The 19,782-nt window shown below is 48.4% G+C and carries 22 protein-coding genes and 2 tRNA genes; 11 read left to right on the plus strand and 13 right to left on the minus strand.

Annotated features, from left to right (window positions below; translation table 11 throughout):
- Positions 1-45 precede the first annotated feature (45 nt).
- The 5 genes from miaA to MHFGQ_RS06205 all read left to right on the plus strand — a co-directional run bounded on the left by miaA (position 46) and on the right by MHFGQ_RS06205 (position 4,210).
- Complete coding sequence (miaA, locus tag MHFGQ_RS06185; protein WP_106004328.1) at positions 46-1,011, plus strand: tRNA (adenosine(37)-N6)-dimethylallyltransferase MiaA; 966 nt, start codon at positions 46-48, stop codon at positions 1,009-1,011.
- A 40-nt stretch (positions 1,012-1,051) separates the two neighbouring features.
- The gene (gene hfq, locus MHFGQ_RS06190) at positions 1,052-1,294 is read left to right on the plus strand and encodes an RNA chaperone Hfq (RefSeq protein ID WP_106004329.1); all 243 of its coding nucleotides are present in this window, start codon (positions 1,052-1,054) and stop codon (positions 1,292-1,294) included.
- Positions 1,295-1,398: 104 nt separating this feature from the next.
- Complete coding sequence (locus tag MHFGQ_RS06195) at positions 1,399-1,809, plus strand: DUF1540 domain-containing protein (protein WP_245907745.1); 411 nt, start codon at positions 1,399-1,401, stop codon at positions 1,807-1,809.
- 110 nt (positions 1,810-1,919) lie between these two features.
- Complete coding sequence (locus MHFGQ_RS06200) at positions 1,920-2,918, plus strand: AAA family ATPase (protein ID WP_422393230.1); 999 nt, start codon at positions 1,920-1,922, stop codon at positions 2,916-2,918.
- On the plus strand, positions 2,915-4,210 hold the full coding sequence (locus MHFGQ_RS06205) for a methionine gamma-lyase family protein (RefSeq protein ID WP_106004331.1): 1,296 nt from the start codon (positions 2,915-2,917) through the stop codon (positions 4,208-4,210). Before MHFGQ_RS06200 ends, MHFGQ_RS06205 begins: the two co-directional genes overlap by 4 nt.
- On the opposite strand, the gene lexA is transcribed toward MHFGQ_RS06205, so the two are convergent.
- The 3 genes from lexA to MHFGQ_RS06220 all read right to left on the minus strand — a co-directional run bounded on the left by lexA (position 4,192) and on the right by MHFGQ_RS06220 (position 5,661).
- A complete protein-coding gene (gene lexA, locus MHFGQ_RS06210; RefSeq protein WP_422393044.1) occupies positions 4,192-4,782 on the minus strand; it encodes a transcriptional repressor LexA in 591 nt (196 codons plus the stop codon). The genes MHFGQ_RS06205 and lexA overlap by 19 nt on opposite strands.
- Before the next feature lie 238 nt (positions 4,783-5,020).
- Positions 5,021-5,428, minus strand: coding sequence for a (2Fe-2S)-binding protein (locus MHFGQ_RS06215; protein ID WP_106004334.1), 408 nt, complete (start codon positions 5,426-5,428; stop codon positions 5,021-5,023).
- A gap of 98 nt (positions 5,429-5,526) precedes the next feature.
- Positions 5,527-5,661 (minus strand): hypothetical protein, encoded by a 135-nt coding sequence (locus MHFGQ_RS06220; protein WP_277996993.1) that lies wholly within the window; start codon positions 5,659-5,661, stop codon positions 5,527-5,529.
- A 154-nt stretch (positions 5,662-5,815) separates the two neighbouring features.
- Between MHFGQ_RS06220 and MHFGQ_RS06225 the strand changes: the two genes are divergently transcribed.
- Positions 5,816-5,968 carry a hypothetical protein gene (locus MHFGQ_RS06225; protein WP_170066122.1) on the plus strand — a complete coding sequence of 51 codons (153 nt, stop codon included), beginning with the start codon at positions 5,816-5,818 and terminating at the stop codon, positions 5,966-5,968.
- A 128-nt stretch (positions 5,969-6,096) separates the two neighbouring features.
- Here MHFGQ_RS06225 and MHFGQ_RS06230 read toward each other — a convergent pair.
- The 3 genes from MHFGQ_RS06230 to MHFGQ_RS06240 all read right to left on the minus strand — a co-directional run bounded on the left by MHFGQ_RS06230 (position 6,097) and on the right by MHFGQ_RS06240 (position 7,953).
- Positions 6,097-6,172, minus strand: a tRNA-Glu gene (locus MHFGQ_RS06230).
- Between the two features lie 14 nt (positions 6,173-6,186).
- A complete protein-coding gene (locus MHFGQ_RS06235) occupies positions 6,187-7,047 on the minus strand; it encodes a deoxyribonuclease IV (protein ID WP_106004335.1) in 861 nt (286 codons plus the stop codon).
- A gap of 30 nt (positions 7,048-7,077) precedes the next feature.
- Entirely contained in the window at positions 7,078-7,953 is an 876-nt protein-coding gene (locus MHFGQ_RS06240; protein WP_106004336.1) for a DMT family transporter, read from the minus strand.
- Positions 7,954-8,100: 147 nt separating this feature from the next.
- On the opposite strand from MHFGQ_RS06240, the gene MHFGQ_RS06245 reads away from it, so the two are divergent.
- From MHFGQ_RS06245 to MHFGQ_RS06255, 3 genes are all read left to right on the plus strand, one after another.
- On the plus strand, positions 8,101-8,952 hold the full coding sequence (locus MHFGQ_RS06245; RefSeq protein ID WP_106004387.1) for a basic amino acid ABC transporter substrate-binding protein: 852 nt from the start codon (positions 8,101-8,103) through the stop codon (positions 8,950-8,952).
- Between the two features lie 80 nt (positions 8,953-9,032).
- Positions 9,033-9,746, plus strand: coding sequence for an amino acid ABC transporter permease (locus MHFGQ_RS06250; RefSeq protein ID WP_106004337.1), 714 nt, complete (start codon positions 9,033-9,035; stop codon positions 9,744-9,746).
- Positions 9,733-10,455 carry an amino acid ABC transporter ATP-binding protein gene (locus MHFGQ_RS06255; protein ID WP_170066132.1) on the plus strand — a complete coding sequence of 241 codons (723 nt, stop codon included), beginning with the start codon at positions 9,733-9,735 and terminating at the stop codon, positions 10,453-10,455. The genes MHFGQ_RS06250 and MHFGQ_RS06255 overlap by 14 nt, the downstream gene beginning before the upstream one ends.
- 59 nt (positions 10,456-10,514) lie before the next feature.
- Here MHFGQ_RS06255 and MHFGQ_RS06260 read toward each other — a convergent pair whose 3' ends face one another.
- The 3 genes from MHFGQ_RS06260 to MHFGQ_RS06270 all read right to left on the minus strand — a co-directional run bounded on the left by MHFGQ_RS06260 (position 10,515) and on the right by MHFGQ_RS06270 (position 13,292).
- Positions 10,515-11,111 (minus strand): hypothetical protein, encoded by a 597-nt coding sequence (locus tag MHFGQ_RS06260; RefSeq protein WP_245907751.1) that lies wholly within the window; start codon positions 11,109-11,111, stop codon positions 10,515-10,517.
- Between the two features lie 88 nt (positions 11,112-11,199).
- Positions 11,200-12,615 (minus strand): sensor histidine kinase, encoded by a 1,416-nt coding sequence (locus MHFGQ_RS06265; protein ID WP_106004340.1) that lies wholly within the window; start codon positions 12,613-12,615, stop codon positions 11,200-11,202.
- Positions 12,612-13,292, minus strand: coding sequence for a response regulator transcription factor (locus MHFGQ_RS06270; RefSeq protein ID WP_106004341.1), 681 nt, complete (start codon positions 13,290-13,292; stop codon positions 12,612-12,614). The genes MHFGQ_RS06265 and MHFGQ_RS06270 overlap by 4 nt, the downstream gene beginning before the upstream one ends.
- A gap of 105 nt (positions 13,293-13,397) precedes the next feature.
- Here MHFGQ_RS06270 and MHFGQ_RS06275 point away from each other — a divergent pair.
- Positions 13,398-13,471, plus strand: a tRNA-Gln gene (locus tag MHFGQ_RS06275).
- Positions 13,472-13,562: 91 nt separating this feature from the next.
- Here MHFGQ_RS06275 and gltX read toward each other — a convergent pair.
- Genes gltX through MHFGQ_RS06290 form a run of 3 tightly spaced genes read right to left on the minus strand, consistent with a single transcriptional unit; the run spans position 13,563 to position 16,708 of the window.
- A complete protein-coding gene (gltX, locus tag MHFGQ_RS06280) occupies positions 13,563-15,032 on the minus strand; it encodes a glutamate--tRNA ligase (RefSeq protein ID WP_106004342.1) in 1,470 nt (489 codons plus the stop codon).
- Between the two features lie 19 nt (positions 15,033-15,051).
- Entirely contained in the window at positions 15,052-16,194 is a 1,143-nt protein-coding gene (locus MHFGQ_RS06285) for a glycosyltransferase family 4 protein (protein ID WP_106004343.1), read from the minus strand.
- Between the two features lie 46 nt (positions 16,195-16,240).
- Entirely contained in the window at positions 16,241-16,708 is a 468-nt protein-coding gene (locus MHFGQ_RS06290) for an HAD family hydrolase (protein ID WP_106004344.1), read from the minus strand.
- A 112-nt stretch (positions 16,709-16,820) separates the two neighbouring features.
- Here MHFGQ_RS06290 and MHFGQ_RS06295 point away from each other — a divergent pair, with 112 nt between their 5' ends.
- Complete coding sequence (locus MHFGQ_RS06295) at positions 16,821-17,465, plus strand: CBS and ACT domain-containing protein (RefSeq protein WP_106004345.1); 645 nt, start codon at positions 16,821-16,823, stop codon at positions 17,463-17,465.
- A gap of 2 nt (positions 17,466-17,467) precedes the next feature.
- On the opposite strand, the gene MHFGQ_RS06300 is transcribed toward MHFGQ_RS06295, so the two are convergent.
- Entirely contained in the window at positions 17,468-19,759 is a 2,292-nt protein-coding gene (locus tag MHFGQ_RS06300) for a vitamin B12-dependent ribonucleotide reductase (protein WP_106004388.1), read from the minus strand.
- Positions 19,760-19,782 lie beyond the last annotated feature (23 nt).

A 19,782-nucleotide genomic window follows, 5' to 3' on the forward strand; every position in this document is an offset into this window, starting at 1 on the left:
AGACTAGACTACAACATGGAAGCCCTTGAAGGAGGATGAAAGGGGTTGGCTGTCAAGGAGCCCCTGGCGGCCATTGTCGGACCTACGGCTACCGGAAAATCGGTCCTTGCCCTCCATGTGGCTGCCAGGTTAAAGGCCGAAATAATTTCCGTTGATTCGGCTCAAGTTTATCGGGGTATGGATATCGGTACCGCCAAAGTACCGCCGGAAGAACGAGTGGGTCCCGGAGGTGTACCGATCGCCCATCATCTAATTGATATAGCTGATCCGGATGAACCATTTAGCGTGGCCGATTTTCAAAAGATGGCCCGCACGACAATAACATCTATCTTGCAAAGGGGCCATTTACCTATGCTGGTAGGGGGGACGGGTCTTTATTATCAGGCGGTAGTTGATCCCTATATTTTTACGCCAATGCCCGGTGATAAAAAGATAAGACATAATTTGGAGGCGATGGCGCAAAAATATGGTAACGAGTATCTGTATGCTGAGTTGCAAAAAGTAGATCCTGTGGCAGCCGAGCGCATTCACCTTCATGATCGACGCCGCTTGATTAGAGCCCTGGAGGTTTACCTCATGACAGGCAAGCCCATCTCCGCAGCCCTGGAGTGGCGGCGGAAACAGGAATCCCCCTATCGTTTGGCCGCAGTGGCATTGACCATGCCCCGTCATAAGCTATATCGCCGTATTGAAGCCAGGGTAGATGCCATGATTGCCCAGGGACTGGTAGAAGAAGTACGCGGACTGCTTAAAAGATACGATTATCGACTTCCAGCACTGCAGGCATTGGGATATAAAGAGATTGGGGCATATCTCCGCGGAGAGATGGGGTTGGCAGAAGCAATCGAGTTATTGAAACGTAACACCAGGCGCCTGGCCAAAAGACAGCTCACCTGGTTTAGGCGGGACAAACGCCTGTACTGGCTGGAAGTAGAGCCTAACAATATAGAGGAAATGGCAGAGAAGATTGTGGGTTATATTGCAGAGCACCTTGATATTAATGTACAATAAGGTTATACTAAACAAAAAATACCAACCTGGAGGGTAAAAGATGAACAAAACAGGAAACCTGCAGGATTTGTTTTTAAACGTCTTGCGCAGGGATAATACCCCCGTCACTATTTACCTAATTAACGGCTTTCAATTAAAGGGGATAGTGCGGGGCTTTGACAATTTTACCGTTGTTTTAGATTCCGACGGCAGACAGCAAATGATTTACAAACATGCCATTTCTACCATTACGCCCTCACGTCCAGTGAACCTTCTGGCGGAGAGCAAGACTGAAGATAAATAGGATACTTATTTCAAAAACCCCTGTTTCCTTATTTGAGGAACAGGGGCTTTTATTTTGGTTCTCAAGAAAAGGGGGTATAAACCAAGAAAGTGAAGAGGAACAATATGAGCAGGGAGGAATTGAAGATAATGGACGGACCGAAGGTAAAATGCAAGGTGAATACCTGTAACCATTGGATGAACGGTGACCTGTGCTCGGCAGGTAATATAGATATAACCCATGAAGAAGAGGGGAAAATGGCTCAAAATCCCGAACAAACCCAGTGCAAGACCTTTTATGTCCGCCGGGGTTTGGCCAATATGCTCGGTTCCCTTGATAATGTCAACTGGGGCGGTCTGTTGAGCAACACCTTTTTACCGGGAGGCGAACTTTATCCTTCAGTCACCTGTATTGTAAATACCTGCGCTTACTGGACGGAAGGGAACCGTTGTCAAGCTAAAAAAATAGACGTCGTCGGCGTTAACGCCGATGAGAGTCAGGACACTAACTGTTTTACCTTTAAACGTAAAGTTTAGGAGAGGAAGGAAATAACAAGGTCGGGATTACCGACCTTTTTTCTTGCCCGCAATGTGTGCGCGTATAAATAAAATTAAGAGAACAGGGGAAGCGGGTGAGGGAGTTGCAGATTAAATTTGGGACGGGCAGCGCCAAAGGTAACGGTAAATCATTGATTAGGCCCCTTCAAAGGGAAAAGGGAAACTGGGAAAATGAATTATCCACCAGGCGGCGGGTAGATGCCATTATGGCCGAATTGGACAAGATGATCGGCCTTCAAAGTATTAAAGACTTAATTAAAGAATTAAGGGCTTTTATCGAAATCCAGCGCCGTCGGCAAAGGGAAGGATTAATAAATAGTACCTGCACTCTGCATATGATTTTTAAGGGCAATCCAGGAACGGGTAAGAGCACTGTTGCTAGATTGATGGGTAGGCTGTTTAAAGAGTTGGGGGTATTATCCCAGGGGCACCTAATAGAAGTTGAAAGGGCGGATCTGGTAGGGGAATATATAGGTCACACGGCCCATAAAGCGCGGGAACAGTTAAAAAGGGCTATAGGAGGTATACTCTTTATCGACGAAGCCTATTCCCTGGCCCGTGGTGGGGAAAAGGACTTCGGCCGGGAAGCCATAGACGTTCTGGTTAAAGGGATGGAGGATTATCGAGATAATCTTGTGCTTATCCTCGCCGGTTACAAAGAAGAAATGGATTATTTTTTAGAAACTAACCCGGGCTTAAGATCCCGTTTTCCCATCCAGCTAGAATTTCCAGATTATACTATTGCCGAATTGATGGCTATTGCCAAATTGATGGTGGCAGAAAAACAATACGTATTGACGCCGGGGGCGATGGTTGAGTTGGAAAGAATTTTACGCCGGGAAGTTTTGTTTGGTCATCCGTATAACGGCAATGCCCGTTTGGTTCGCAACATAATCGAAAGGGCCATGCGTCGCCAGGCCCTTCGTTTGATTAACAAAAAAAACCTCACCCGCCAGGATTTAATGAATATTGAAAGGGAAGATCTGCTGCCGCCAACCATGACGGGGGAAGAAGCATTTCCGTCGGATAGCCGTTCTGTTATAATAACACCTGACAGTTTTAAAAACACGGGGGTTAAATTTAATTGAACTGGAGCAAAGCATTAGTCGAACTTTTTTCCATTTCCCCATGGCTGGTAGAAAGGCTGGAAGAAGCGGAAGAGGAAAGCCGTAGGGCAATTGCCGTCGTCGACGACGTTAGCTCTAGCAATCATTTAAAGGTACTAAAAGCTTTTCAACGGCACCAGGTAAATGAATTTCATTTTCAGGATTCAACGGGGTATGGCTACGGAGATTTAGGGCGTACTACCCTGGAACGTATATATGCCGATATTTTCGGCGGCAGGGCCGCCCTGGTTAGACCGCAGATTGTTTCCGGCACCCATGCCCTAACGTTGGGTCTAGGAGCCCTTTTACGGCCGGGTGATACTCTTCTTTCGGTATGCGGTCGGCCTTATGACACCCTGGCTACGGTTATCGGCATCGGACCGCGGGTTGTCGGCAGCCTTATGGAATGGGGTATAGAGTATAAAGAAGTAAGCCTCGGTCCTAAAGGAAAACCGGATTTAGGTAAAATAGGCGAGGCAGTATCCACCCTGCGCCCACGCCTTTGCCTCATCCAGCGTTCGCGCGGCTATTCTCTGCGCCCTGCTTTGGGAGTAGAGGAAATCAGCCAAATTATTAAAACAATTAAAAATGCCAATAGTAATACCTTATGCCTGGTAGATAATTGTTATGGAGAATTGGTAGAGGAGAGGGAACCGGGTGAAGTCGGCGCCGATCTCGTCATCGGTTCTTTGATTAAGAACCCGGGGGGTGGCCTGGCTCCCGGCGGGGGTTATATTGTGGGACGGGAGGATTTGGTGGAAAAAGTAGCGGCGCGCCTAACCGCCCCCGGATTGGGAAGCGAGGTAGGTGCATTTACTGAAAAGCGCCTTTACTATCAGGGCCTATATTTAGCTCCCCTTATAGTGAGGGAAGCCCTAACGGGCGCCATAGTTGCTGCAGCATTTTTTCAAAAGCTTGGTTTTATAGTTGATCCCCTTCCGGAAACACCGAGACGGGACATAGTTCAGTGTATCATAACAGAAAAACAAGAAGCCCTTTTGGCCTTTTGTGAAGGTCTACAAAAGGGCTGTCCTGTAGAAGCAGGTACGATACCGGAACCCGCAGGTCTGCCGGGTTATAAGGATTTAATCATTATGGCCGGTGGTACCTTTATCCAAGGATCTTCCATTGAACTGAGCGCCGATGCGCCCTTAAGACCGCCCTATGCCGTTTTTCTGCAGGGGGGGCTATCCTATCCTTATACCCGTGTGGCCCTTCTTACGGCGGCTCAGGAGCTGTTGAAACGGGGATTGATTCAAGAAATACGTCGGTAAAGGCCGATAACTTTACCCAGTATCTTCACCTGTTCGGTCCTGATAGGCTGCATGTGGCTGTTGGCAGGGACCAGTTCAATATGGTCGTCGTAGCGGTAAAAATATTTAACAGTCGCTTCTTCACCGAGGAGGGCGACGACGATATCGCCGTTATCAGCATGATCTTGAGGCCGGACGAAGAGGTAATCACCCTCGTGGATACCGGCTTCGATCATGCTGTCACCTTGGACTTGTAGCATAAAAGCATTTTCGCTACCTGCGAATTCGGAGGGCAAGGGAAATACGTCTTCGATGTTTTCCACGGCAAGAATGGGTTGACCGGCAGTGATCTTACCGAGTAGGGGTACGGAGACTATATTTCTGCTAGGACGGGGCAACCCTTGGGCTGTAGCTACGATTTCTATGGCCCGGGAACGTGTAGGATCGCGACGAATATAGCCTTTTTTCTCAAGACGACTCAAGTGACCGTGGACGGTTGAACTGGAACGGAGGCCGGTGGCCCGGCAAATATCTCGTACTGTAGGCGGATAGCCGTGTACTTCGATAAAATGGCGGATATAATTTAAAACCATTTCCTGTCGGGGAGTTAAATCCGGTGTCAATCTCCATACCTCCACGTTGGGCTTTAATTTATCGTATCATATTTTTTTACCAAAAACAACCGTTCGTCGCATTCAAACCTTAAGGAAAAATAACTTCCCATAATAATCATTATGTTAACTAATGAGGGAAGTAAATAACCGCACATTATTATTTGTCGGCGCGCATAGCTAATCCCTGGGCAATCACCGATTGCACCGCCGGACTGCATCAGGTTCCGGCCGGGTTTTTGATAAGGCATTCACGGCCACCATTGGCACCCGTGTGCTCCCGGATGTCCTGCAAATTGTGACAGCATTGGCGGTTAACTATATGCTCGAGGATCTCCCTGTCGGTGACGTTATTGCAGTAGCATATTATTCGGGGCGTTTCTTCCTTAAACCATACCGGCACCCGGACATGTTCCTTGGTAAAAATGGTGCCGTTGTCGCCATAATAGACTACATTACAAGCAGAGGATAGGCACAAATTATACTGGACGTCCTCCAAGGATTCTGCCGCTTCCGTATTAAGTAAACTAGCTATCGTTATCGGAGCAACCTTTTGCCCCCTTTCACCGCAGCGCGGGCAGACCGTAGCGGCTTCCCGTCCTTTGCCGCCGCAAACTCCATGGGCCATTTTGCGTTCACCCTTTCTTTCGTTTTTAATTTTAATTAAATTAAAAGCTGGCCCGTAGTTCCAGGAAAAATCCGGGACCAGCTCGTTTTATAGCCTTGTTATTTGTTTTCCGGACCCCTTTCGGGATCGATGATTACCTGATTACCCCGTATACGATGAAATTCACGGGCTCTAACCTTTGAACGTCGATCTTGATTGGGGCCGTTACGGCTCAATTTAAAACGTTTGGTCATCTCCTTCACCCCTTACAACTTTAAAAAACTTTAGCTTAGTTTGTGTACTTAATTATATCGTTACCCAGGTAATTCCCGGGCATTATGTTAACAAAAAGGCAAGAATAGATATTATCTTTATGTACGATAATATCTTTTAAAGGAGGGATTGGAGGTGTTTAGAGCCCGTTTTACCATGGGATCGCGCTCCCGCGGGCGCGGTTTACCGTGGTGGCTCACCCTGCTGGCTTACCCCATGGGTCTGCTGGACGGTTATCTGCTAAGTATTTGGATGCGGCGACGCCAGCAGCAAGAACCTGCCAGCTAGGCGGGGTTAAGCCCCCCTCCTTTTTATATATTCGTTCTAGTCCCCGCAGGCGTGCAGAAAAATTGACGTTTTATTGGGTAGCGATAAAATAGTAAAGCAGCCGGTTTTTAACCGGCTGCCGCGAACAATGGTAGCCCTACGGGGATTCGAACCCCGGTTACCGCCGTGAGAGGGCGGCGTCCTAGGCCACTAGACGATAGGGCCTCAACCGATTGTTATTATAGCACAGGTTTCTCGTCATCGTCAAGATTTAGTTGTTTAACTAGGGCAATTTCATCCCCGTATTCCTTATAGTTTTTTACCGGTGTTTCTAAAATCAAGGTCAACGTGCTAAAGAATCTATCGTTGACAATATTGGCTATCCCCTCCCTCCCCAATTCTCCCCTACCGATGCCGGCATGGCGATCCCGATGACTGCCCAAGGGTACCAGAGAATCGTTTAAATGCATAACCTTTACCTTCTCTAACCCAAAACTTGTTTCCAACTCTTTTACCAACTGACTACATCCTGAAAGGGTCCGCAGATCCCATCCAGAAGCAAACAAATGGGCGGAGTCCAGGCAGACACCTACCCGTTCCGGCCAGCCCAGTCCCGCTAATATAAAACGCAAGTCCTCCAGGGAACCGATCTCTTTTCCCTGACCCGCCATGGTTTCCAGCAAAAGCATGGGTACGGGATCGGGGATACTTAAATAGGCCTCTTCTATCGACTGGATAATCCTCTTTAAAGCAGCCTCGCGGTCCCCGTCATGGTGTCCTGGATGGGTAATTAAGTATTCCCCCCCAATGGCGGCTACCCTGAGGGTATCTTCATAAAGTACCATACGGGCAAATTCCTGTTGCCTGCCCAGCGTCGCTCCCAGATTGACGGTGTAGGGCAGGTGGCCGGCGATGGGATAGAGATCGAACTTTTTTCTCACCTCTTGCCAGGCAGTAATTTCGTTCGCTGGGATTGTTCTCGCCGCGCCGCCGCGGGGGTTGCGGGTGAAGAACTGGAAGGTATTTGCCTTTATTTCGGCGGCCATTGTTACGGTGTTTAGTAAACCTTTGGCAATGGAAAGGTGGGCTCCCAATCTCACATTTTTTACCTTCTTTCAGGATGAAAAATTTTAGGTGGTATTTAGTTGCTGGCTTTTATGATCTTTAATTTCAGCTAAAAACATGCCTAAAAGGATAAAAAGGCAGCCCGCCACTTGGCGTCCGGTCAGGGTTTCCTGGCCCCAGAGATAGGCGGCCAGGGCCGCAAAGACGGGTTCCATGGTAAAAATAATGGCCGTATGTATAGCGGTAGTAAACTGCTGGACCTTGTTTTGAATTATATAGGCCAGGGAAGTAGCCGGTAGTGATGTAAGGATAAAGGCCTGCCAGACGGCGGGAGTGAAGCTATTCGGCAGTTTTTCGCTGGGGAGGGCCAGTAAAAAAGCAACCATGGCCACAGTGAACAACTGAATGCTGGTAAAAAGCCAGGTATTGTGAAGGCGCGCATAGCGTTCTACCATTAGTATCTGGCCGGCGAAACAAAGGGCGCCAAGGAAAACCAGGAAATCTCCAGGATTAAAATTAAGGCCGGGGTTAAGGGTCAAGAGGGCCAGACCGGCAGTTGCGATCAAAGCACCGGTTAAAGTTAAAGGGCCAGGTAAAACCCGATAAAAGACGGCGTTTAAAAGGGGTACAAGGATGACCGATAAGCCGGTGATGAAACCTGCTGTAGCCGCCGATGTAAATTTGAGCCCCAAGGTTTGGAAGATATAGCCACCACACAAAATTAAACCAACGAGACATCCATGGCGTAAAGTGAATCGGTCGAGGTTCAGCCACTGTCGCCCGGCTGCCAGAGCTAAAAAAATAAAAGCCAAGGCAAAACGCAGGGTAATAAAATATAGAGGTCCAATTCCCGTTAAGGCCCGCTGGACAAAGACAAAGGTAGTGCCCCAAATAAAAGTCACCAATAAAAGGGCCATATCGGCTAGAAGTTGTTTTGCCAATCAGATCACCGACTTTATTATCTGTTCCGTGCGAAAAGCTGTCAAGAATTTGATCTCTTTAAGGAGGATTTTTATTAATTAAAGCGAATAAATATTAGATTGTTGCCCGGCATTAAAATTAATATTAAATTTGAGGAGGAAAAATTTATGAAGCCTTTACGAAGATTAGGCCTGCTGCTGGTAGTCGTTTTAATGTTTCTTTTGGCCGGCTGCGGCGGCGCTTCCCAGGAAAAGGGTGCGGCAACCTCCGGCGGCACATCCTCTGCAGGTACCTCAAATCCCACTAAACCTAAATATACCGTAGCCTTGGAAGCGACCTTTGCCCCCTTTGAATTCCGGGATATGAAGACGGGTGACTTCACCGGATTTGATATTGACCTTATTAAAGCCGTTGGCCAGGTGGCCGGCTTTGACGTTGAAATCAAAGAAATGGGCTTTGATGGTATCATTACGGCTTTACAGACCAATAACGTCGATTTGGCCATTTCCGGCATCAGTATTGATGATGAACGTAAGAAAGCTGTAGATTTTTCTATGCCGTACTATCAATCGGGATTGGTGGTGGCGGTAAAGACAGACAACAATACTATTAAAGGATTTGACGATTTGAACGGCAAGAAGATTGCCGTCCAAATCGGTACCACCAGCGCCAAAGAAGCCAAAAAAATTCCCGGAGCTAAAGTTACAGAACTGGATAAGGTGCCGGATCTTTTCCTGGAGCTGAAAAATGGCGGTGTCGATGCGGTGGTAAACGATTTACCGGTAACTGCCTATTACATCCAGCAGGGTAATAAAGATATCAAGATTGTAGGCGATGTGAGGGCGGCCGAGTACTACGGGATAGCCGTACCCAAAGGGAAAACCGAGGTACTGCAAAAGATTAATGAAGGTTTAAAGACCTTAAAGGAAAACGGCCAGTATGCCGAGATTTATAAAAAATGGTTCGGGCAGGATCCACCGTCTTTTCTTCCCGGCGAACCGCCCCAGCAGAAACAATAAACTCTATAGAACACAAACGTATGCGTAACACCGACCGGTGTTACGCATACGTTTGTATCGGTCTAGTGAGGTGAAATTGTTTGGGCCTTATTATCCAATCCTTACCCTATTTAGTAATGGGGGCCGTGCAGACTTTAAAAATAACTGCGGTTGCCGTTACCTTGGGTTGTATTTTCGGACTGTTTGCCGGTATGGGCCGTCTTTCACGCCGTCGTCTGACAAGTTTTTTGGCTACTTGTTATGTTGATTTTTTTCGGGGTACACCGTTGCTGGTGCAAATATTTATCGTCTATTACGGTTTTCCCCAACTGCTCAATGAAGTACAACAGTTTTTAATCACCCATTTTGGATTACCCCAACTATTGCAGACCACCCATATACCTGTCTTTGTTGCGGCCACCGTTTCCACCAGCCTTAACAGCGGTGCCTATGTGGCCGAGATTTTTCGCGCCGGCATCCAGTCCATTGATAGGGGTCAGGTGGAGGCGGCCCGTTCCCTGGGCATGACCGAAGGGCAGACCATGCGCTATATTGTTCTGCCCCAGGCTTTCAAAAGGGTAATCCCCCCTCTAGGAAACGAATTTATCGCCATGCTTAAGGATACCTCCCTTCTTTCTGTTATCGGATATGTGGAATTGACCAGACAGGGACAGTTAATTAGCGCCGCTACCTTTAAACCTTTGCAAGTTTATTTTGCCGTTGCCCTTATATACCTGGCCATGACCTTTACCATCTCCCGTCTGGTGGATTATCTAGAAAGGAGGCTCCGGACAGGTGACCATGATCGAGGTTAGGGATTTATATAAAAGCTTCGGTGCCCTGGAGGTATTGCGGGGCATCAACTGTACCGTTGCCTCCCGAGAGGTGGTTGTCGTTATAGGTCCCAGCGGCTCCGGAAAGAGTACCTTTCTCCGCTGTCTCAACTTATTGGAAAAACCTACGCGCGGAGAGATTATTATAAACGGGATTTCCCTTACCGATCCCCGTACCGATATTAATGCCGTGCGCCAGGAAGTCGGCATGGTATTCCAGCGTTTTAATCTTTTTCCCCACATGACTGTCCTTGAGAATATAACCCTGGCGCCTATCAAGGTACGTCGTCTTCCCGTCGCTCAAGCTGAAAAGCAGGCCCGGGAACTGCTGGCCAGGGTGGGTTTAAGTGATAAAGCCGATGTTTATCCGGAACAGCTGTCGGGCGGCCAGCAGCAGCGTGTGGCCATTGCCCGCGCTTTGGCCATGCAGCCCAAGGTTATGCTCTTTGATGAACCGACCTCGGCATTGGACCCGGAAATGGTCGGGGAGGTACTGGCGGTCATGAAAGATTTGGCACGGGAAGGTATGACCATGGTGGTTGTAACCCATGAAATGGGTTTTGCTCGGGAAGTGGGCGATAGGGTGCTCTTTATGGATGAAGGAGTGATTATTGAAGAAGGTACTCCCGAACAAATCTTTAATAACTGCCAGAATGAGCGTACCAAGGCTTTCTTGAGCAAAATACTGTGATAGAGCTTATTTAAAAAATGGCCACCCCGGTAAAGCGGCGTGGCCTTTATTTTGGGTGATTATCGAGGTTGCTTCGGGGCGGGAAACTTGCTCAGGTCCACCTGTTCGAGGTGTTTTAAAAACACATCTGCCTTTTCCTTCGTAAGTTTGCCGTTGTTTACGGCTTCATCCAATTTGCTTTTAACATTGTTAATTAATTGTTCTTTGAGCTGGTCCAGGGTTAAACCTTTGCCTGTGACGATTTGCTCCAGGGTTTTACCGCTGTTTAGTTCCTGGAGGAGCTCTTCGGGAGTAGTTCCCAAAATGCCGGCTATTTCAGTACTGAAATTGAATCCCCAACCGTGGGGCGGTTTTCTGAATCCGGCAAAGTCTGGCCAGGCGCCGTTTTCTATACTTTTCTGCAGCTTTTGGGCCCTGGTGCCGTCGATCAAACCGGATGCTTGGGCGGCTTCAATGGTCTGCTGTCCTGCGGTTTTCATGGCCTCCTGCAGGCGGCTGACATCTATGCCGAGGTTGGCGGCCAGCTTTTCTAGATAGAGCTGTTTTAGATTTATGCCAACTTTCCCGTTAGAGCCCGCTTGGGCTGCGGCCACACCGGCAGCGGCCAGACTTAAAACCAACACCAGGACTAGCAGCAGGACGAAGCGCCTTTTCATTTTCAATATGTTTCACCTCCTTCCCTGTGTTTATTTTAACCACTTCTGTTAAGAATAAGCTGAAAGCTTCCTGAGAAAAAGATAAGAATCAGCCTTTTTGCAACAAGGGCAGGACAACCGTAAATACGGTCCCCTCCCCCACCCTACTTTCGACCTTAATTTCCCCCTGATGCTGTTCGACGATCCATTTGGCTATGGCCAATCCCAGGCCCGTACCGCTGCTGCTCCTCGTGGTATCGGCACGGTAGAAACGTTCAAAAATATGTTCTAAATCCGCTGGGGCAATACCTATTCCGGTGTCCTTAACCCGGATGAGGAGAAAACCTTTAGGGTCTATTTTTGCCGTTAGCTCAATCTTCCCTTCACCGGGGGTATATTTAAAGGCATTGTCCAATAATATGAAAAGCAGCTGCTTTAAATAATCGCGATTGCCGAGAACCTGACAACCGCTTATACTATCAAGACCCCTTACTATAAAAGCAGCCTCTCCCAGCAGGGGGGCCTGACGGGCTACTTCATGCAAAAGTTCGGTTATGTCCATGGGCTGGCGGACGATTTCCAGTCCGGCATCCGCCCGGGCCAGGGTGAGGAGGTTGTTGATTAAGCGGCTCATGCGTTCGGCTTCGCTGGCAATGTCAGCCAAGGCCTCTTCTTGTATGGCCATATCCGCACCCTTCATTTTGCGCAACAAGTCGATATTGCCGCGAATGGTAGTTAAAGGGGTACGCAGTTCATGGGAAGCATCGGCGACAAAGCGACGCTGGGCGCTGTACGCTTCTTCCAGGCGAGTATAGGCCTTCTGCAAGCGGCCGAGCATGGCATTAAATGTGGCTGCCAGGCGACCAATCTCATCCATGGGACCGTGATAAGGAACGCGTTGAGCCAGATCCCTGCCCTCCCCTATTTGGGCCGCCACCTGGGTCAGTCGTTCGATGGGTTTTAGAGCGGTTCGAGCCAGAACATATCCCAGAACTGTGGCGATAAAAACGGCAAGGAGACCTAAAAATATAAGGACTTGTCGGAGGTTGCCGAGGGTCTTTTTTACTGGATTGAGGAGCCGGGCAACCTGTAAGATGCCTACCGTCTGTCCTCCCAGCATAAGGGGGACGTTGTAAATCCTTAAAGAGTAGTTGTCGATCTCTTCTGTTGTAAAGAAATCTTTGCCTTGATTGGCTTGAATCAACGTCTGGGGCCGAATGGGAAGGGTTTGGCGCCCCAGGTTGCTGGAACGGGTAACGATAAAGCCTTCGCGGTCGACGATTTGCAAAAAGATATCAGGAGCAGCAAAGACGTTGACGTCTGGGAGGGTAATGCGCTGCTGCCGCAGGAAACTGCTTTCTACCTTAATGGAACCGATGACTTCCTGGGCCCGAAAGGCCAGGGAACGATCAATGGAGCCCGTGAGATAGCGGCCCATGAGGAAATAAACCAGGCTTCCCAAGATAAGAAAGGCAATGGTTAGGATAAAGGTTACTAAAAGGGTAAGGCGCCAGCGTAAGGTCATGGCTTTTGCTCCTTAAGTACGTATCCTACACCCCGTACCGTATGAATAAGGCGCGGTTCGCCACCGGCTTCCAGTTTGGAACGCAAATAGCCTATGTAAACCTCGAGGACGTTGGATTCACCGCTAAAATCATACCCCCAGATATGGGTCATAAGTTCATCGCGGGTAAGTACCCGCATAGGGTTTTGTAAGAAATAAGCCAGGAGTTCGTATTCTTTGGCGGTAAGGGTAAAGGTCCGCTCTCCCCTTTTCCCCTCCCTTGTGGCCGTATTTAACGATAAATCGCTGTAACGCAGGATTTCACTTTCCTTGCCGCGGGAGCGGCGTCGTAAAATTGCGCGGATACGGGCTAGCAATTCTTCCAGGGCAAAGGGTTTGACCAAATAGTCATCGGCCCCTGTATCCAATCCCAGGACTCGATCGGCCGTGTCATCCCTGGCCGTCAGCATAAGGATGGGAATATCACTATGGGTGCGTAATTGCCGGCAGACGGCCAAACCGTCAATGCCGGGTAACATAATATCGAGAATTATTAAATCAGGTTGGTTCGCCGCCAGGGCGAGGGCCTGGGGTCCGGTGCTTGCAACCTCGACCTCGTAACCTTCATAAGTTAGGGCCCTTTTAAGCATGGACGTTATTTTGGCATCATCATCAACGACCAAAATACGGGGACGCAAAAATCATCACCTTCTTTAAAATGGTTTCCGGTATTATCAAGGGTACCCCTTGTAACCCTTGACTTTAACCTGTATTTATGATAATATACTTTTTGCACAGGGCAATGCGGGATGGTGTAGCGGTAGCACCCATGACTCTGGATCATGTTGCCCAGGTTCGAATCCTGGTCCCGCAGCCATTGGGAAATCCCCTTTCCATGATGGAAAGGGGATTTTATTTTTAGGGGCCAGCCCGTTGTTAATACTGGCCCCTTAAAGATATTAAGGTTCTTAAGTTAAGTTTTCCCGGATCCATTTGGCAGCCCGGGACATACGGGTTAGAACGGTTTCCCTGCCTAACAGCTCCAGGATCTCAAAGAGACCTGGTCCCATGGTACGTCCTGTCACGGCGAGCCGGGTCGGATGGAAGAGCTGTCCCGTATTTATTTCTTTTCTTTCGGCCAGGGTCCGATAAGCTTCCTCCGCTGTGGCGGCAGTAAACTGGGGCAGTGATGCCAGCTCTTCCCTTGCTTCATCGAGGAGATCGGCCACCCCGGGTTTACTGAAATACTTGCGGACTCCTTTTTCGTCATAGGAGGTCACTTCGGTGAAAAAGTAACTGGCGGCGTCGGCTACTTCTGCCAGGGTTTTAACCCGGTCGCGTACGGCGGCTACTACCGCTTTAACATGATTGTAATTTTTCTCCGGCAAGGGCTCGGGCAAGAGCCCCTTAGCCTGTAAAAAAGGAATGGCCAGGCGTGTAATACGGTCAAGATCGCCTTCCCGCAAGTAATGACCGTTAATCCAGGTTAGTTTTTTGGTATCATAAATAGCTGCGTTTTTAGAAACCCGCTCCAGGGAAAAAGCGGCAATCATTTTTTCCAATGGAATAATTTCCTCTTCTCCCTCAGGAGACCAACCCAGGAGGGCCAAATAATTGATAATGGCTTCCGGTAGGTAACCCTCGTCTCGATATTCCTCTACCGAAGTGGCCCCGTGACGTTTACTTAATTTGCTGCGGTCGGGGGCCAGAATCATGGGGACATGGGCAAAGGCCGGCAATTCATAACCGAGGGCCTTATAAACAAGTATTTGTTTCGGGGTATTGGAAAGGTGTTCTTCTGCCCGTATTATGTGACTAATCTTCATAAAGTGATCGTCGACGACGGTGGCAAAATTATAGGTCGGCATACCGTTAGATTTCACGATAATGAAATCATCAATGGTATCGTTATCAAAGGTTACTTCGCCGCGAATGATATCGTTTACGGTTGTTGTCCCTGCTGGAATTGCCAACCTTATTACCGGCTGCCGCCCTTCTTTTTCTAGACGGGTTCTATCTTCGGGTGTAAGATAACGACAACGACGGTCATACATGGGAGGACGTCCTTCAGCCTGGGCTATTTTACGCCGGGCGGCCAGCTCTTCAACGGTACAATAGCAAAGGTAGGCTTTACCTTCATTTAAAAGGCGGGCCGCTTCCCGGCGGTAGAATTCCATCCTCTGGGATTGTAGATAGGGACCATAAGGACCGCCTTTTTCGGGACCTTCATCCCAATCAAGTCCCAGCCAGCGCATAGCGGCTAATATTTCCCGGTACGAAACGTCTGTTGAGCGTTCTGTATCGGTGTCATCAATTCGTAAGACAAAGGTGCCGCCGTGGTGGCGGGCAAAAAGCCAGTTAAATAAAGCCGTCCGTGCCCCGCCGATGTGTAGACTGCCGGTGGGACTGGGTGCAAAACGCACACGTACTTTTGACAAAGCAGCAACACTCCTATCTTTAAAGGGCTAATAGTGATTTATATTGAGCTTCCAGGCGACAGGCCATGGCTGAAGCGGCAAGCTCAGTGGCATTTTGACGTGCCTGCCGGCCCATTTGGCGCCGGAGGTTTAAATCTTTAACCAGCTGAATTACGGCGTTGGTAAAAGCATTGATATCGTGGGGTGTTAAAAAACCGTCTTCGCCGTTTTTCACCATGTCCTGGACGCCGAATGCCTTAACGGCAACTACAGGAAGGCCGGCTGCTTTTGCCTCGCCGATTACCAGGCCTTGAGTTTCGGTAATCGAGGCAAAAATAAACAAATCGGCCCCGGCGTATACATTTGGCATTTGTTCGAAGGGAAATTGCCCCGCAAAGGTTACGGACTGGTTGATCTTTAAAGCCGAAACCAGATTTTGAAGTTCATCTTTTAAGGGTCCACTGCCAACTAAGACCAAATGAGTGGTCGGCTCCTCCCGCAGAACCATGGCAAAAGATTTTAAGAGGAAAGGTATATTTTTTTCCTTACCCAGCCGCCCGACATGGAGGAGGATAATTTTTTCCGGTGGTAAATTAAGATGCCGTCGCAGCCACGTAGAATCGAGATTTTGAAAGCGTTCCAATTCAATTCCCGTGGGAATAGTTATTACGGGCACATGAACCCCATGTTCCCTTAAATATTCTGCTATAGGATTTGTAGGCGCTATTACCAGTTGGCAACGGTTGCCAAAAGAAATGGTATAATTTCGAACGGCATGACGCATAAGACGGGGTATAAAGGGAAAATAGTGAACATATTCTTCGTAAAGGGTATGATATGTAAATACGAGCGGCACCCCCATCCTTTTGGCCATATACGCTCCCACCCGACCCATTATGAAGGGGGAATGAACATGGATTAGGTCTATTTTTAAATCATCGAGGCGCCTGGATAAAGAAGGCGCCAGGGGGATGGCCAGGGCAAATTCTTTAAAAGTCGGGGCCCGTAATGAGGGGAAGCGGTATATATCGTTTTCCTCTTTTTCCTTTCTGTTTCCGTAAGTTGGCGCGAAAATTGATACTCGGTGTCCGCGCCGGCGCAACTCGTTGGTGAAGACAATAATAGAGCGCACTACCCCGCTGGTATATGGTAGATAACTATCGGTGAAAATTCCTATATGCAATTTTTAAAAGCCGCCTTTCCCTTCGACACTGTTTATAATTATACCATTACGGGCGCATGGTAGCTACTACCCTCTTGGGATGGAGCAAAAAATCAAGGGCGGACAGAATATCAGGAAAAATGACGTCGGCGCCCTTTAGCGCCGAGACGGCACTGCCTTCTGGTCCCAATACCAATAACCCTAGCGCCGCCCGTTTAAGCATCAGAGCATCGTTTACGCCATTGCCAATCGCCGCCGTATTTTCCGGCCCCAGGCGGTCGATTATTCGTTCTTTATCCAGTCCACCGGCATTCTTATCCACCGTCATTAAGGTTACCGGTAATCCCCGACAGGCAGCGGCGGCGGTATTATACGTATCGGAGGTTAAAACATATACGTTGCACCTTTCAGCCAAAGACTTTAAACGCTGCTCCACTCCCGGCAGGAGGCTGCCGTCACAGGCAAGGGTACCGTTAAAGTCCAAGACTATATTTTTAATTTTTATAGTGCGGTCAGGAAGATCATATATTACCATATATTTTCCCCCACCCAAAAAAATTTATAATTTTCTTCCTGGTTGGCAGCAGGATTTATAGAAGGTCAAAAGAAATAAATTTAATAAAAGTACAGTCAGGAGGGTGGGTGTTATGTTCGTACGCGACCACATGAGCCCCAATCCCATTACCGTTACTAAAGAAACTTCCGTCCTTGATGCCCTGGAAATAATGAAAAAACATAAAATAAGACGTTTACCTGTAGTGCATAACGGAAGGTTGGTTGGGTTAGTAACCGAACGGGATATATTAAGGGTTTCTCCTTCGCCGGCTTCCACCCTCAGTGCCTTTGAAGTTAATTACCTGGTAGCCAAAATGACAGTAAAGGATGCTATGATCAAACGCCCTATTACCGTTCCTCCGGAGATGACCATTGAAGAAGCAGCCCTCTTGATGCGCGAACATAAAATAGATAATCTTCTCGTTATGGAAAACGAAAAACTTGTCGGTATTATTACTCAGACTGATCTTTTTGAAGCATTGATTAAACTTTTTGGCCTGCGCCGTCCCGGAGTGAGGGTGACGTTGGAGGTAGAAGACAGAATCGGCGTACTTGCCAATATTTCCCGGAAGGTGGCCGAAGCGGGCATCAATATTATTAATGTTGCCAGCCGCCAGAAGGACGATGTTCATACTTATGTCGTTCTGCGGCTGGCAACGGATGACGTAAGTGCCCTGTTACCGGTTTTAGAGGCTGAAGGTTACCGCGTGGTCCATGTCACTTCTTATAACGGTTAAATTCAACCGCATTTGCTGAAACCGCAACTGCAGGTGACACAACCTTCCTGGAAATGGAGGGTTGAACCGCATTCAGGACAAATACCCCTCTTTATTAATTCCTCTTCCATCGCCGGGTTCAGTGGATGGCAGTCAACCGAAAGATTTTCTTTAGTGGCGCTAATCTCGGCCAGTGCCCGATTGTAAAAATCGTCCGGTAACGAATAAATACCCTGTTTTTGCCAAATTTTAAGTTCCTGGGCCAGTACGCGACCGATGATATCGGGACAGGATTTTCCGATTATACTCTTGTCTGTAGCCCTTCGCCTTAGAAAGTTGGGACAGCTTACTGAAGTAAGCTGATCGATAATGGCTTCCGGAGCTATATTGGCGCGGAGGGCCAGGGAGATTAAACGGCTGACGCCTTCGGTAAAACCGCTGCACCCCCCGGATGAACCGGTGGTGATAAAGGTTTCAATTAAACCTTCTTGGTCGTAATTAACGGTTATATACATTTTACCGCAGCCCGTCTTAACCTGTTCGGTGACGCCGACGGTGCGTTTCGGCCGCGGCCGGGGATGGGTTTTAGCGGCAGGCTTACTTTGGGAGGAATTATTTTGGGTGCCGCTGATCAGAACTTCTTGCTCGCGACTGCCGGAACGGTAGACCGTTACCCCTTTGCAACCTAGCTTATAGGCCAGCTCATATACCCGGCGTACATCTTCCTTGGTGGCAGAGGAAGGAAAGTTGACTGTCTTAGAAACGGCGTTGTCAGTACCTTCCTGAAAGGCCGCTTGCATGCGAATATGCCACTCTGGAGCGATCTCCAGAGCTGTTGTAAAGACCCGGCGTATATCCGGGGGAATTTCCTCTATTTCGCGTACACTTTTCCCTGCCGCTATCTGCTGAAAAATAAGGTTAGCTTTCTCCGGGGCGAAATTTTCTTCTATATAGGCCCGAAAGACGGGATCGACCTCTATTAAACTTTCGCCATCTAAAACATTTTTGGTATATGCCAGGGCAAAAACAGGTTCTATACCAGAACTCGTACCAGCTATCATGCTTATGGTACCGGTGGGGGCAATGGTAGTACATGTGGCATTGCGCAGTTTTTGCCCGCGGTAAATGCTTTTGTCGATATTAGGAAAACTGCCCCGCTCCGCCGCCAGTTTCCTGGAGGCCTGGCGGGCTTCTTTTTGGATAAAGGCCATAACCCTTCGACCTAATTCCACAGCTTCCTCCGTGTCATAGGGGATGCGCAGGCGGAAAAGCATGTCGGCCCATCCCATGACGCCAAGCCCGATTTTGCGGTTTCCCATAACCATGGTTTTTATTTTTTCCAGGGGGAATTCATTTATTTCAATAACGTTATCCAGGAAACGGACCGACCAGTAAACAGTTTCGGCCAGCTTGTCCCAATCAACGCCGCCCCCACTAACCATGTTGGCTAGGTTCACGGAACCGAGGTTACAGGCTTCATAAGGTAATAAGGGTTGTTCTCCACAGGGATTGGTGGCCTCGATTTCTCCTAATTCCGGAGTGGGGTTGCCTTCATTTAAACGATCCAGAAAGATTATACCTGGTTCACCGTTGGCCCAGGCATGATCGACAATTTCTTCGAATACCTGTCGGGCCTTTAGTTTACCGTAAACTTTGCCTGCAAATTTAAGTTCATATTCCTCATCCCGGGCTACTGCTTCCATAAATTCCTTGGTCAGCCCTACGGAAATATTAAAGTTGGTCAGCTCGTTGTTATTCTCTTTACAGCGGATAAATTCCAGGATGTCGGGGTGATCGACCCGTAAGATACCCATATTGGCACCCCGTCTGGTTCCTCCCTGCTTGATGGCTTCAGTGGCGGCATTAAAGACTTTCATAAAGGAAACAGGTCCTGACGCAATGCCGCCGGTTGAGCGCACGGGGCTGTTTTTGGGCCGCAGGCGTGAAAAGGAAAAGCCCGTTCCTCCCCCACTTTTGTGAATCAGGGCGGCGTCTTTAACTGCGGTGAAGATGGCTTCCATACTATCCTCTACCGGCAGGACGAAACAGGCCGACAGTTGTCCAAGTTCTCGACCGGCGTTCATCAAGGTGGGACTATTCGGCAGAAAATCCCAGCCGGTCATGAGATTGTAAAAACGTCGGGTATATTCCTCTATCTCTACATCTGTTAAAGAAGGATTGAAGATTTTCTCTGCTCCGGCTACGGCCCGGGCGACCCGCATAAACATTTCTTCCGGAGTTTCCACCGGCACACCATTTTCCTTCTTAAGATAACGTTTTTCGAGGATGATTCGGGCATTGTTAGTTAATTCCATTTTGTCACCATCCAAGATATAAC

It is taken from the genome of Moorella humiferrea, assembly GCF_039233145.1.
Taxonomy (GTDB): Bacteria; Bacillota; DSM-521; order Neomoorellales; family Neomoorellaceae; genus Neomoorella; species Neomoorella humiferrea.